Below are 15255 nucleotides of genomic sequence, written 5' to 3'. Positions count from 1 at the left end.
TAAATACATCATGACGCCTTAACCTCCGTTTTTAATATCAAAGGAAATGCGGCGATTCTTCGCACGTCCTGCTTCAGTTGCATTATCCGCAATGGGACTTTCTGCCCCAAATCCTTGGCTTTCTAACAAACCTGCTGGCACACCGGCTTTTTGCAAATAGGCTTTCACTGCACCAGCACGGCGCTGACTTAAATCGACGTTATAAGCAGGATTCCCAACATTATCGGTATGACCACTAATTCGCACTTTGCGCCCTGTTAACGCTTGATTACAGGCTTTAATCACACTGGCAATTTGATTAAGGGCAGGGCGACTGGCTGGGCGAATATCAGCCTTATTCGTCGCGAACTGAATCTCTTTACCTGACATAGCTTGATCAAGCTGATTTTGACAATTTAACGCCGCACGATCTGCTTCCGTTTTGGGTTCAGTACCGCGAATATCAGTGGGCATTGCAGCTGTTTCAGTAGGCTTGGCTGCTGGATCAATCCCTAGGATTGGCGCAGGTTGCCCAGCATTAGGATCGCTAGCTGTTGCTTGCGCGCCAGCATCAGCAGGCGATATGGTACTGGCATCGCTAGGAGATTTCGCCGCAGAAGCCACATCGCTTGCAGCAGGCTCAGTGGTTTTAGCTAATTGTAAGCGATCCAATAAATTCAAACCGGAGCCCTGCAAAGCTTCATTGGCGCTCGTAATAATACTATTACGCGCTGCATCGTTTTCAACCATGCCTGCGATTGTCACAATGCCTTGGTCAACCGATAATTGACCTTCTTTTTTAGGTAATAAACCCAATAAGGTATTCAGTTTCGCAAGCCAATCCGTGTTAGTAGCGGCTAAATTATTAGCATCTGCTTTCAAAGCAGCGACTTCCGGTGCGGACATCAGTTTTAAATTATTAACCACATTGTCAGCACCCAATAATTGACGTGCTTCAGCCAAGATGGTGTCTACTTGAGTTTGTTCGGGTAACGTCCCATTCAAAGTCAATTTACCGTCTACCATTTTCGCCATGAAGCTTGGTAATACACTAGGCGCTTGCGATGCGCTTGAGGCTGTCGTTGAGGTTGCGGTACTGGCGGTTTCTGTTGTGACAGCACCAACACTGGCTGAATCAGTTGATGTAGCACCTGTCTGCGCTGTGGTTGAAGCGCTGGTCGCAGTCTCGGGTGCTAGGCCATTTGCAGTAGACCCTGTTGTCTTGGCAGCTATCGCATCAGGTGCGGTAGCAGTTTCAGAACTTACTGAAGCAGTGGCTGAGGCATCAGCAGCGGTTGTCGCAGCTTGGGTCGGTGCAGCGCCAGCAGCTGTGTTAGCACCATTCGCTTCCGTAGTAGTGCCACTAGCATTGGCCTCATTAGCTGGATTAACTGTGTTAGCGGCACTATTAGTTGTAGTTGTAGTCGTAGTTGTTGTCGAAGCAGCATCCGTCGGCTTATTAGCCTCGGCATTAGCATTATTTGCGACTACACCTGTGGCTAAGGCTGTACCCGCCGCTACAGCAGTTCCCCACTGACCATCAACTACACGAACCCCATAAACTTTTTGTGCAATATCGATGGCTTGTTGTTGTGATAAGGCATCGGGTGCTTGGCCCTCTAAAATCACGTCGCGCCCACGCTTATCTAAGGTCGCTTGTGCCCACGTTAAACCCGCCGCCGATAAACTTTGATTGGTGCGTGCTGCAAGATCATTTTCAATCGCGGGTCGACGATTGCTAGCCATTAACCAAAATAATAGACCCAAACCTGCAAGGGCCAATAACCACCACCATAACGGCGGCAACACTCCACAACAACATGATCGCTTTTCGTTCATCTCATTATCCTTGGCATTTCAGGAAATAGGCTTATCGGACGTGGGTCGAGGTAAAGTGCAATTAGGTTTGACTTAGTCAATAAATTACATCCCCATTTAGTTGACTAGGCGACTGCTCTTTATTACAGCATAATCTAAACCATTCCCTGAGTGAGAAACAGACTTAATGTATACAACCCTTATAGAATGTAGCAGTTTATTGAAAAATCTGTCGCGCCCCGACTACCTCGTCATTGATTGTCGTTTCAATTTAAGTGATCCGCTATGGGGTCAAAAAGCCTATCAACAAGGCCATATACCAACAGCCCATTACTTCCATTTAGATCATGATTTATCTTCGCCCATTACCCCACTGAGTGGACGCCATCCCTTGCCCGATCCGATAAAATTAGCAAAACGACTGACTGACGTTGGTCTAAGCGCTAAGCACCAAGTCGTTGTTTATGATGAAAGCAATGGCATGATGGCATCACGCGCTTGGTGGTTACTCCACTGGATGGGGCATGAAGCCGTGGCGGTGCTCAATGGTGGCTTAGCGGCATGGCAAAGCATTGATGCTCCCATCACAACAGACCTCCCTACCCCACAAGCAGCTCCACTTTGGACACCTAGTCTTGTGCCAAGCGTGATTAGCACCGAACAATTATGGCTAACTGCTCATCCTGCTTGGCAATTGATTGATGCACGGGCGGCAGAACGTTTTCGCGGTGAAGTAGAACCCATTGACCCAATTGCGGGGCATATTCCAAAGGCACTTAATCGACCCTTGACTGATAATTTACAGGCTGACGGCCGTTTTAAAACTCCTGAACAATTAAAAGCGGGTTGGCTAACGCTGTTAAATGGCAAGCTACCTGAAAACATTGTGCATATGTGTGGTTCTGGCGTTAGCGCCTGCCACAATATATTAGCGATGGAAGTAGCCGGTTTAACCGGGTCAAAGCTTTATGCTGGTTCGTGGAGTGAGTGGATTCGCGACCCCCAGCGACCCGTAGCGACGGGCTCATACTAAACATTAGTCATGCCTACTATTTGAAAAGAAATTTCAGGAATGACGCTAATCATGCTAGGCTAGTACTGCACTCTAACGCAATTTAATTATCATAAAAACAAGGAGATAAACATGTTTAAAAGACTAGCTTCGGAAGCGCTTGGACTAAGCGATATTGGCGTAATTGTCGCGCCACAAGATTACGACAAAGTGGATGCTGATGATTATTTATTTCATGAAGATGGTGAAAAAATATTCTTTTTGATTAAATCTAAAAAAGATGAATATTGCTTCACCAATTTTGCCCTCATTCATGTTGATGGTGACTCTGCTGTTTCATCTAAACGTACTATTAAGCGCTATGAGTATGCTAAATCCTTTATTGACCAAGTGCGTATTGAAACGGCTGGCACCATTGACATGGATGTTGAATTAAAATTCATCATTGCCGATACTGCTTTTAGTATTGATGTGCGCAAAAACCACTTAGAATCTTTAAAAGATATTTATAAAACCTTGATTAGCATTAATAAGCGTCAGCTTATTGATGAGGTATGCCACGAAAATATCAAGCTAGCCCTGAATGCAACAGCTAGCATGTATAAAATTACGAGCGCAACTCATATTGAAATAGCTCAGCAATTTAAAGAGCTACTCAACCAATTAAACACTAGCACCTTAGTGACGCATACCAAACGCGACTACAGCGATGTATTCACTAAATATATCCAGAACTAAACGCCACCTAGCGAGGGCCATAACAGCCCTCGCTTACGGCAACAACCATTCTGGTTTAGCATGCCAATACCCTGCGATCGCAATGAGTTGCTCGCCATAATAAATCAGCGGTATACGCTCACGCTCCCAAGCTGGCATCGCTAACGCCTGTAATAATTTCTTCAGCTCAATGCTAGGTAATTGATGGCGCAGAATACGCTCACCGCCCTGACGAAAGCGCACATAGACAGGCTTCTGATTCAAATAGTTTTTTAAATCGCCTAAATCCTTAGGGTGTAACGCTATTTTTTCGGCTAACACCGCAGGCTGCGTTAAATCCTCCCAAACCCACACCTGAGCTTGATCCCATTTAAGAGGTCGCAAGGCATATAAATCATCGCGATAACGTCGAATTTCACAACCCTGCCAGTCTACCACAGGACTCGCATCTGGCTTAGCTAGCATTACACTACTTAGAATTTGCTGTAATTTAGCGGCATTGGGCATTTTAAAGCCTAAAGTTTTTAACCAATAACGCAGTAGGGCTTTTTGTAAAACATTGGGCTCTGCTAAGAGTTTTTTTATGGACAAAGTTTGGGGCTTAGTGCCAGCATAGGCTGGTAAACCTTGCCCCAGCAATAACGCATTTAACTGAACCTGTTCGGCTTGCCACTGTGCTGCACGCCCTAAAGTCGTTGTGCTGCTAGGCCAGCGCGCAGTAAGTTTAGGCACAATTTCATGGCGCAGATAATTACGCTCAAACTGCAGTTGATCATTACTGGGATCATGAATGTACTGTAAATGATGCTGCTGAGCATACATGTGCAATTCAGCGCGCGAAATGCCCAATAAAGGGCGCAATAAATAAGCCTGACCTAAGTTGCGCTTTAGTGGCATTGCGGCCAAACCCTCAACACCACTACCACGCAATAAATTTAATAATAAGGTTTCTGCTTGGTCGTCTTGATGATGCGCTGTCAGTAGATAATCTCCCACCCCCAATACGTGCTTAAATGCTTCGTAACGGGCATAACGCGCTACGGCTTCTAAACTTTCACCTTTAGGAATACTGAGCTTCAATTCGATACGCGTTAAGGCTATTTGAAGCGCATCGCATACCTGTTGACAATGCGCAGCCCAAGTGCTCGAAATAGCTTGTAAGCCGTGATCAATATGAATAGCGCGGACATTTAATTCAGGATTTTGTCTACGCAAAGCAGCACAGGCATGAACTAACGCATGGGAGTCCAGCCCACCGCTATAAGCAAGCCAATAGTTTGCATTAGGATAAGTGTGAAAAAACTGGCTCAAAGCGGCAAGTAGCATACCGCACTCCTTTAAGCCTCTTCAAACTGCCCAAAGCTAATCAGTTTTTTGTGTCGAGCCTCTAAAAGCTGCTCCATCGGCAAATGACGCAATTCACGCAATTTTGAATCAATAGCATCGCCGACTAATTGTGCCGCCGCCGCCACATCACGATGCGCCCCGCCTAAGGGTTCGAGAATAATATGGTCAATTAAATTTAACGCTTTTAAGCGATCCGCTGTGATTCCCATCGCATCCGCTGCATCCGCCGCTTTGTCGGCGCTTTTCCATAAAATCGAAGCGCACCCTTCCGGTGAAATAACCGAATAAGTCGCGTATTGCAACATCATCACCCGATCGGCCACACCAATCGCTAAAGCACCGCCGGAACCACCTTCTCCAACGACGGTTGCAATAGTAGGGGTGCGTAATTGCGCCATTTCATACAAATTACGCGCAATGGCTTCACTCTGCCCACGTTCTTCTGCGCCAACGCCCGGATAAGCCCCCGGTGTGTCAATAAAGGTAATGATGGGCATCTGAAATTTTTCGGCCAAGCGCATTAAACGCAAGGCTTTACGATAACCTTCAGGTCGTGGCATTCCAAAATTACGCCGAATATTCTCCGCTGTGTCACGCCCCTTTTGGTGACCAATCACCATGACCGATTGACCGCGAAACCGAGCCATACCGCCAACAATAGCTTGATCATCCGCAAAGGCACGATCACCATGCAACTCTTTAAAATCTGTGCACAGATGCTTTACTAAGTCTAGGGTATAAGGACGCTTGGGATGACGTGCTAATTGAGCGATCTGCCGAGGCGTCAGCTTGGCGAAGATGGAACGCGTTAAGGTCTTGGCTTTTTCCTCTAACTTAGCGATTTCCTCACTTAAGTTGATTTCGGTGTCATCAACAAAACGCAATTCTTCAATTTTCGCCTGAAGCTCAGCGATAGGTTGTTCAAAATCGAGAAAATCCGGATTCATAATGTCAATTATTCCCACCTAGTCTAAGGCGTATCCAATTACATGCTTTAGGCATGGACTACGCTATTGTTCCTTAAAATACTGTATGAAGCCACACAGTATTTTAGCTGAGCGCTGTTTATTGATTAAGACGATATTCCGCAGAGCAAGCATGAGCCACCAAACCTTCGCCACGCGCCAAGATGGAAGCCACTTGCCCCAAACTGGACGCACCTTGTGCTGAGCAATTAATTAATGACGAGCGTTTTTGGAAATCATACACCCCTAGAGGACTAGAAAAACGTGCAGTGCGCGAGGTTGGCAATACATGGTTAGGGCCTGCACAATAATCACCCAAGGCTTCTGCCGTATAACGTCCCATGAAAATGGCACCGGCATGGCGAATCTGCTTTACTAAGATTTCAGGTTGTTCAACTGATAATTCCAAATGCTCTGGGGCAATATAATTAGCAACCTTGGCCGCTTCATCCATGTTCTGTACATGAATGAAAGCACCTCGTGCTTGCAAAGAAGTCGTAATAATGTCTTTGCGTGGCATGGTCTCAACCAAACGATCTACACTTAACTGGACGGTCTCCAAGAAAGCTTTGTCTGGTGAAATCAGAATCGCTTGGGCATCTTCATCGTGCTCAGCTTGTGAAAATAAATCCATCGCAATCCAGTCTGGCTGGGTTTTTCCGTCACAGACCACTAAAATTTCAGAAGGCCCTGCAATCATATCAATGCCTACGGTGCCATAGACCATGCGTTTAGCGGTGGCGACATAAATATTACCAGGGCCCACAATCTTATCTACTTGCGGTACGGTTTCTGTACCATAAGCCAAGGCCGCTACCGCTTGTGCGCCGCCGATAGCAAATACGCGATCCACGCCTGCAATGGCAGCTGCGGCCAAGACTAATTCATTAACCTCACCATCAGGCGTGGGCACGACCATGATTAACTCGGGAACACCGGCTACTTTCGCTGGGATTGCATTCATCAACACTGATGACGGGTAAGCCGCCTTGCCACCTGGCACATATAAACCCACGCGATCTAAAGCACTGACTTGCTGACCGAGCAGAGTGCCATCGGCTTCCGTGTAGCTCCAGGATTCAATTTTCTGGCGTTCGGCATAAGAACGGATACGTGCTGCCGCTTGTTCTAAAGCGTCGCGCTGGGCTGGCGTAATGCTATTGAGTGCTTGTTGTAGACGTTGCAGCGGAATTTCTAATTCAGCAAAATCCTTAGCCTGCATACGGTCAAAGCGATTGGTATATTCCAATACCGCCGCATTACCGCGCTTGCGTACCTCCTTGAGTATCGTATTGACCGTCGTGAAAACCGCATCATCCGACACACTTTCCCACGCTAGTAGCTCATCCAAACGCTGCCAAAACTTAGCATCTTGTGTCGATAATTGCTCAATTTTCATAACCTATACACTCCGACTACGGCGCTCGCGCACAGCGGCGGCCAATTGTTGCAACATAGTCTCGGTCGTCGCCCAATTAATACAAGCATCAGTAATACTTTGACCGTAGACTAAATCCTCACGTCTTTTGCCATCTGCTTTCTGATTGCCTTCCACTAAATGGCTTTCAATCATCACACCCATAATGGCCTTCGAGCCACCGGCAATTTGTGCAGCCACATCATTAGCGACTGCCTGCTGGCGACGATAATCCTTAGAACTATTCGCATGGCTGAAGTCAATCATTAAATAGGGTGGTAAAGCCTCTTTTTCAAGTTCGATTACCGTTTTAGCCACTGAATCTGCATCATAATTTGGCGCTTGCCCCCCTCGCAAAATCACATGGCAATCACTATTCCCCGAGGTTGCAAAAATCGCTGTCCGCCCTTCTTTAGTAACCGATAAGAAATGATGCGGGCGCAAAGCGGCAGAGATCGCATTAATGGCAATATTGACATTGCCATAAGTGCCATTTTTGAAGCCAATCGGACAGGAAATACCCGAAGATAATTCGCGATGGCCTTGGCTTTCGGTCGTTCTTGCTCCAATAGCTGCCCAGCTCACCAAATCCGCCACATATTGCGGACTAATTAAATCCAAATATTCTGTAGCCGCAGGCATTTCCTGATTCGCTAAATCCAATAATAATTTGCGCGCCAAACCCAAACCTTTATTAATTTGAAAACTATTATCCAAATCAGGATCATTAATTAAACCTTTCCAACCAATACTGGTACGGGGTTTTTCAAAATAAACTCGCATAATAATATGCAAGTCTTGCTTTAAGGTATCCCGCAGTTTGCCTAAACGCTTTGCGTAATCCATTGCGGCATCGACATCATGCACAGAGCAAGGGCCAACAACAACTAATAAACGGTCATTGCGCCCGTGAATAATATCAGAGGCTTCTTGCCGCGCTTCATAAACCACACGACTTGCTTTAGACGTGAGCGGTAATTGTTTAAATAATTCAACTGGAGGAATTAATTCATGCATCCCGACAATGCGCACATCGTCGGTGTCATATTGCATATCATCGTTTGAATTTATCATTATTATTTTCCTAGTTAATCATTAATACGTTGAATCGTCGCGCCCAGCGCTAAAAGTTTCTGTTCAATACGTTCATAGCCACGGTCAGTATGATAAATACGATCAATCGTGGTTTTACCTTGCGCGGCTAAACCTGCTAATACCAAAGACGCCGACGCGCGTAAATCAGTCGCCATGACCGGCGCACCTTTTAGATTGGGCATACCTGCGACAATGGCGGTATTCCCTTCTAAACGAATATTAGCGCCTAACCGCTTTAATTCGGCGACGTGCATCATGCGATTTTCAAAAATGGTTTCTACAATCACACCAATGCCTTGAGAGCAGGCATTCATGGCCATGAATTGTGCTTGCATGTCAGTAGGAAAAGCGGGGTAAGGATCGGTGCGAATGTCTACTGCTTTTAAAGTACGACCACGCATGTCCAATTCAATCCAGTCATGACCGGTTTCGACTAAAGCACCTGCTTCGCGGAATTTTTGCAAAACAGCATCCAAGGTATCCGGCGCCGCATGAGTAGCTTTAACGCGCCCACCAGTAATAGCGCCTGCCGCCAAGAAAGTACCGGTTTCAATACGATCGGGTAATACGGTGTAATCAATACCACGTAAAGCATTGACATCCACCCCTTGCACGGTCAGTTTGTCTGTGCCAATGCCTTGAATGTGCGCGCCCATTTGTACTAAACAATTAGCCAAATCGGTCACTTCCGGCTCGCGTGCCGCATTTTCAATAACCGTGGTGCCGTCTGCAACCACCGCTGCCATTAATAGGTTTTCAGTGCCGGTAACGCTCACCATGTCCATGACAATACGCGCCCCTTGTAAGCGCTTACACTTGGCACGGATATAGCCTTCTTCGACGACAATCTGCGCACCCATGGCTTCTAAACCCGCAATATGCAAATTGACCGGACGTGTACCAATCGCACAGCCGCCAGGGAGTGAAACTTCGGCTTCGCCAAAGCGCGCTAGCATGGGACCTAAGACTAAAATGGAGGCACGCATGGTACGCACTAACTCATAAGGTGCGCGGAAATGTTGAATCGTAGAGGTATCAACGTGGATATTATTGTCAGCATCAAAACTGACTTTCACCCCCATACCCTCAATCACCGCCGCCAAAGTGGAAACATCTTTTAGGCGGGGCACATTACGAATGGTCATCGGTGAGTTAGCGAGCAAAGTGGCTGCTTGTAAGGGTAAGACAGCGTTTTTCGCCCCAGAAATGGCAACTTCGCCGTCCAACGCAGCGCCGCCTTCAATTAAGAATTTTTGCATAATGCACGAGTCCGTTTGCTATCGGCAAAAGAAGCGCATCATAACGAAAAATTGTTATTGATTCACATAGAATCAACGCTTAGTGGCATTTATTTCACGCCACACCTAATTCTTTTAAGCGTTCTTTTAAATAGCTCTCTGCTGTATAGCGCTCTGATAACACCACATCCTGACGCGGATGCAGAAATAAGGGTAAAGACAGGCGTGATTTATGGCGATGCTCTGGCGTAGGCGCGAGAACACGATGGGTGGTAGAAGGAAAATAACCGGCTGAGGCTTCTTGCAACATATCGCCAATATTCACAATTAAATAGCCCGTATCACAAGGCACATCCAACCATGAGCCATCACGTAATTTTACTTGCAGACCGGGTTCATTAGCCGCTGGCAAAATAGTCAATAAATTAATATCTTCGTGTGCGGCGGCACGAAATGCACTGGGATTTTCTGTACCGCTTAAAGGCGGATAATGTAAAACGCGCAATAAGGTTTGATCACTATCCGCAATCATCGACGATAAAGGCTCACGATAATGCTGTGCCACAGCTGGCGGGGAATACTGCTCAACCCAAGTTAATAAAGTTTCAGCGACTTGATTTGCTGCTTGGCGATACGCTAATAATTCCGCTTTTAGTTCAGGTGGGCAAATACCCCAAGGATGATAAAAGTGAAAATATTCCTTAATATCTTTGACATGATAGCCTTTTGCGGTTTCTGAAACATCCGGCGGAAAATAGCCATCCATACAACCTTTTTTAAAGTGATAGTGATATTTTTCTTCACTGTGAAAAAAGGCCAACCAGTTCTGATAAATCGACTCGATTTGGCTCTGTGCTAAAGGATGATGGATTAATACACCAAAACCATAGTCACGCAAACTTTCTACAAAACGTTTAGCGGCGTCTGCATCTTGGTAATTAACGGCCTCTAGTTTCATGTCGCTCTCCTTAGCGCCAATAATCGTTGGTCAAGGTTTGGTAAAATAAATCAATTAAAGCTTTGGTGTTCACTTGCATACAAGCTTTGTGTTCAGGACGAGTATTCCAATCTTTCACAAAATAGGCATCTCCTTTGACACGCTTCATGATAGTTTGTCCCGCCGCAATGCCCTCAGTCGCCACACAAACAGGACCTTCAATCACAGTAAATAAGTCTGGCTGAACCACATAAGCCAAGGCTGACACATCATGTCCATAACAGCCATTTACCCCATGCTCTTGGCTGTAAAAATCCGTATAAAACTCCGCTGCTCGCTGTAACATCGCACCAATGCGTGGATTATGCTGGCGAATGGCTTCAAATAAAGACGGTTCTAATAGCACTTTATACGTGACATCTAAACCTACTATTGTTAAAGGCCAAGCGGCTTGCATCACCACATCAGCCGCATGAGGATCAGCAAAAATATTCGCCTCTGCCACTGGCGATACATTGCCACGATGCTCAATTGAACCACCCATTAACACGACTTGCTTCACATGCTGAGCAATGCGCGGCTCTAACTCTAAAGCACGGGCTAAATTCGATAAAGGTCCAACAGCCACCACATTTATTTCACCGGGCTGGCTCATGATTTGTTCAATCATAAATTCAGCAGAGGATTGATTAATAACTTGACCATGGGGTGGCGGTAAAAATTGTTCACCCAGCCCATCAATACCATGTACAAAATCGGCAAAGGGTACTGGATCGCGCGCCATCGGCCACGATTCGCCTAAGGCTACCGGTAATTGAGCCTCTGCTAGTTCCAATAAGGTAAGTGCATTAATACTGGCTTGCGCCACACTGACATTACCAAACACGGTGGTTAAGCCTAACAAATCAATCTCAGGATGCGCTAAAGCGAAAAAAATCGCCATGGCATCATCAATCCCTGGGTCAGTATCTAGGATGACTTTATGCTTCATGCGCTAGCTCCTGTTCTAATTGATCCACTTGTTGCTGAGTGGGAATACTACTAGAAGCACCAACTTGCTGGACACATAGCGCAGCGGCTAAACAAGCACGTTGTAAGGCTTGGCGTATCGATAAGCCTTGATTCAAAGCAGCTAGGTAATAACCATTAAAGGTGTCACCTGCACCCGTCGTGTCAACCGCTTTAACGTTAAGCGCGGGAACAAATTCACCCACCCCTTGATAATAACAGGCAGCTCCTTGTGCGCCTAAAGTCACCACTACTTGGGTTTGTGGAAAACGATCCTGTAACTGTTGCGATAGCCAAGTATGATCAATACGGCCCTCTTGAACCGCGCTATTCAGTAGCTGCATCACTTCGACTTGATTAACGAATAAAACCGCTAATTTTTCCAGCGGAAAAGTTAGCACTTGATCGTTCATCGGCGCTGGATTAAAAGCGACTTTCAAGCCTTTAGCGAACGCAGTCTCAATCATTTCTCGTGTACAACTGCATTCATTTTGCAGCAACAGCCAATCACCTAACGCCGCTGTTTGCAACAAACTAGCTAATTCAGCTGACACAAAACTATGATTCGCGCCCGCATAAAGCACAATGGCATTTTCTGCCTGATCATCCACTTGAATCAGCGCATGACCACTCGGCATGGGCAGTGCCTGCAATAAAGACGTCTCAACCCCAGCCTCGAATAAGGGCTGCAACAAGTGTTGGTCTTGGGGATGATAACGTCCAATATGAGCGACGGTTGCACCAGCCCGCGCTAGAGCAATGGATTGATTCGCGCCTTTCCCGCCTAACACTTGATGATAGGCGGTACTCGCTAAGGTTTCACCGGGGCGAACAAGATGTGGCACACGATAAACATGGTCAATATTAATCGAACCGTAGTTAAAAATGCGCATTCGCTCACCTCCTCCTTAGTAGAGCTCATTAGTCCTCAGTATCTATGGTATCTGCTGAATCTTCCACATCCGCTTCTTCTTCACCATTTACCAAAATAGGCGCAATTTGTACTAAATGCTCGCCGGACGTGAGGCGAATCAGCGTAACACCTTGGGTATTACGTCCCACCACTGAAATATCCTTCACGGGCGTACGCACCAAAGTACCACCATTCGTGATCAACATCACCTGATTATCGTCTGTGACCTGCACTGCACCAACGGCTTTACCATTACGCTCACTGGTTTGAATCGCGATGACGCCCATACCACCACGGGCTTGCGCTGAAAACTCATCAACACGGGTGCGCTTACCATAACCATTTTCAGTGGCGGTCAGAATTTCACCTTCGCTCAAAATAATCAGAGCGTTTACGTGTTGATCATCATCCATCTTAATACCGCGCACACCAGCCGCCGTACGCCCTACCGCACGCACATCCTCTTCGTGGAAACGAATCGCTTTTCCGGCTGAGGTAAACAGCATCACTTCATTATTGCCATTGGTAATACCAACATCGACTAAATAGTCATTGTCACGCAAATCAATCGCGATAATGCCTGCGCTACGAGGACGTGAGAACTCTTGTAGTGGCGTCTTTTTCACCGTACCGCTAGAAGTCGCCATAAAGATAAATTTATCCGGTTCATAATGCCGAATTGGCAAGATCGCATTAATGCGTTCGCCGTCCTCTAAAGGCAATAAATTAATAATGGGGCGGCCACGTGAATTCGGACCTGACATCGGCAACTGATAAACCTTCAGCCAATACATACGTCCCCGACTCGAGAAGCAGAGAATCGTATCATGGGTACTCGCCACGAACAGCTTCTCAATAAAGTCTTCTTCCTTCATAGACGCGGCGGCACGTCCACGCCCACCACGGCGCTGCGCCCGGTAGGTATCCAGTGGCTGAGCTTTGGCATATCCGGTATGGGAAAGTGTAACCACCACTTCCTCATCAGCAATCAAATCTTCCAGACTTAAATCTTCGCCCACCACATTAATTTCAGTACGGCGTTTATCATTATACGTCTCACGCAGTTCAAGCAACTCATCACGAATCACCTGCATTAAGCGATCCGGATTGGATAAAATATCCAGCAAATCCTCAATACGCAGTAATAATTCGCGATATTCCTCAAGGATTTTGTCTTTTTCTAGTCCCGTTAAGCGATGTAAACGCAAGTCTAAAATCGCTTGTGCCTGTGGCTCTGACAACCAATATTGCCCCTCGCGCAAGCCAAAAACGACATCCAAGCCTTCAGGACGTGACATCGCAGCATCGCTACGATTCAACATTTCAGTCACAATCCCCGGATTCCAGCCTCGCGCCATTAAGGCTTCACGCGCTTCAGCCGGACTCACTGAGGTTTTAATCAATTGAATGATGGCATCAATATTGGATAAGGCAATCGCCAACCCTTCCAAAATATGCGCCCGCTCACGCGCTTTACGCAGATTAAAGATAGTACGGCGCGTCACCACTTCGCGGCGATGACGCAGGAAAGCTTCAAGAATTTGTTTAAGATTTAATAACTTAGGCTGCCCATCCAGCAGTGCAACCATATTAATACCGAATACGGTCTGCATCTGGGTCTGTTTATACAGATTATTTAGCAAGACCTCGCCCGACTCACCACGCTTGACCTCAATGACCATGCGCATACCGTCTTTATCGGACTCGTCGCGCAGTTCGGAGATACCTTCAATTTTCTTCTCTTTAACCAGCTCGGCAATTTTTTCCAGCAAGCGTGCTTTATTAACCTGATAAGGCAACTCATGCACGACAATCGTTTCGCGCCCCGTTTTTTCGTGGGTTTCAATCTCAGCACGCGCTCGCACATAAATCCGGCCGCGTCCTGTTTTGTAAGCCTCACGAATACCGCGTGCACCATTGATAATACCTGCCGTCGGGAAATCGGGCCCTGGCACATATTCCATTAAATCATCAATTTCTAATTCAGGATTGCTGATCAAAGCTAAACAGGCATTTACCACTTCGCCTAAATTATGGGGCGGGACATTCGTCGCCATGCCCACTGCAATACCGGATGAACCATTGACTAGTAAATTCGGCACACGGGTCGGGAAAACGACTGGTTCTTGCTCAGAACCATCGTAGTTCGGGGCAAAATTGACCGTCTCTTTATCAATATCAGCTAATAATTCATGCGCAATTTTTGACATGCGAACTTCGGTATAACGCATCGCAGCAGGCGCATCGCCATCGACTGAGCCAAAGTTACCCTGCCCATCCGCCAGCATATAACGCAACGAAAATGGCTGAGCCATCCGCACTACAGCATCATAAACGGCTGTATCACCATGAGGATGGTATTTACCAATGACGTCACCGACAACACGCGCCGATTTTTTATAAGGCTTATTCCAGTCATTACCCAGCTCGCTCATCGCAAATAGCACACGGCGATGTACAGGTTTCAAGCCATCGCGCACGTCCGGTAACGCGCGACCGATAATGACACTCATCGCGTAGTCCAGATAGGACTGACGCATTTCATCTTCGAGATTGACCGGGAGGACTTCCTTGGCGAAATCAACCATTGTTCTTGTTCGACCAGTTGGAAAAGATGGGGGATTATATCAGATAAAAGGGCAAAATGGGGAAGTTGGCGAAGTTTGATAGGCCATAGTGATCACGGCTCAAGCACTTTCTGGAAACCATACAGATTCTTTCTTTTGTTAATGGAATCAGTGCTATCACCCTCCAATCAGTATTAATTAACAAATTATTTCTAAACAACTAAAATAGTACCCTCACCTAA

The 15255-nt window shown here is 46.5% G+C and carries 12 protein-coding genes; 2 read left to right on the top strand and 10 right to left on the bottom strand.

The genetic code is table 11. The features are described 5' to 3' along the window. Positions 1-18: 18 nt before the first annotated feature. Entirely contained in the window at positions 19-1818 is a 1800-nt protein-coding gene (locus A3IE_RS0110105; protein ID WP_026154874.1) for an OmpA family protein, read from the bottom strand. Between the two features lie 166 nt (positions 1819-1984). Here A3IE_RS0110105 and A3IE_RS0110100 point away from each other — a divergent pair, with 166 nt between their 5' ends. Continuing rightward, on the top strand, positions 1985-2830 hold the full coding sequence (locus A3IE_RS0110100) for a sulfurtransferase (protein ID WP_020395500.1): 846 nt from the start codon (positions 1985-1987) through the stop codon (positions 2828-2830). Positions 2831-2941: 111 nt separating this feature from the next. Further along, on the top strand, positions 2942-3547 hold the full coding sequence (locus A3IE_RS0110095) for a PH domain-containing protein (protein WP_020395499.1): 606 nt from the start codon (positions 2942-2944) through the stop codon (positions 3545-3547). A 33-nt stretch (positions 3548-3580) separates the two neighbouring features. Here A3IE_RS0110095 and tilS read toward each other — a convergent pair whose 3' ends face one another. The 9 genes from tilS to gyrA form a co-directional block, all read right to left on the bottom strand. Then, complete coding sequence (tilS, locus tag A3IE_RS20380) at positions 3581-4852, bottom strand: tRNA lysidine(34) synthetase TilS (RefSeq protein WP_020395498.1); 1272 nt, start codon at positions 4850-4852, stop codon at positions 3581-3583. A gap of 11 nt (positions 4853-4863) precedes the next feature. Beyond that, positions 4864-5820, bottom strand: coding sequence for an acetyl-CoA carboxylase carboxyltransferase subunit alpha (locus A3IE_RS0110085; RefSeq protein WP_020395497.1), 957 nt, complete (start codon positions 5818-5820; stop codon positions 4864-4866). Positions 5821-5938: 118 nt separating this feature from the next. Further along, entirely contained in the window at positions 5939-7237 is a 1299-nt protein-coding gene (gene hisD, locus A3IE_RS0110080; RefSeq protein ID WP_020395496.1) for a histidinol dehydrogenase, read from the bottom strand. Between the two features lie 3 nt (positions 7238-7240). Continuing rightward, entirely contained in the window at positions 7241-8329 is a 1089-nt protein-coding gene (locus tag A3IE_RS0110075) for a 3-deoxy-7-phosphoheptulonate synthase (protein ID WP_020395495.1), read from the bottom strand. A 14-nt stretch (positions 8330-8343) separates the two neighbouring features. Further along, positions 8344-9609, bottom strand: a complete 1266-nt coding sequence (gene murA, locus A3IE_RS0110070; protein ID WP_020395494.1) for a UDP-N-acetylglucosamine 1-carboxyvinyltransferase — start codon at positions 9607-9609, stop codon at positions 8344-8346. Positions 9610-9703: 94 nt separating this feature from the next. Further along, entirely contained in the window at positions 9704-10546 is an 843-nt protein-coding gene (locus A3IE_RS0110065) for a 2OG-Fe(II) oxygenase family protein (protein WP_020395493.1), read from the bottom strand. Positions 10547-10556: 10 nt separating this feature from the next. Beyond that, complete coding sequence (locus A3IE_RS0110060; protein WP_020395492.1) at positions 10557-11516, bottom strand: nucleoside hydrolase; 960 nt, start codon at positions 11514-11516, stop codon at positions 10557-10559. Then, positions 11506-12426 carry a ribokinase gene (locus A3IE_RS0110055; protein ID WP_020395491.1) on the bottom strand — a complete coding sequence of 307 codons (921 nt, stop codon included), beginning with the start codon at positions 12424-12426 and terminating at the stop codon, positions 11506-11508. The genes A3IE_RS0110060 and A3IE_RS0110055 overlap by 11 nt, the downstream gene beginning before the upstream one ends. A 28-nt stretch (positions 12427-12454) precedes the next feature. Beyond that, complete coding sequence (gene gyrA, locus A3IE_RS0110050; RefSeq protein WP_020395490.1) at positions 12455-15034, bottom strand: DNA gyrase subunit A; 2580 nt, start codon at positions 15032-15034, stop codon at positions 12455-12457. Positions 15035-15255: the final 221 nt, after the last annotated feature.

The sequence above is a fragment of the Thiolinea disciformis DSM 14473 genome, from assembly GCF_000371925.1.
Lineage (GTDB): Bacteria > Pseudomonadota > Gammaproteobacteria > Thiotrichales > Thiotrichaceae > Thiolinea > Thiolinea disciformis.
The sequence above is the reverse complement of the archived record's forward strand: the minus strand, read 5'-3'. Positions and strand labels throughout refer to the sequence as shown.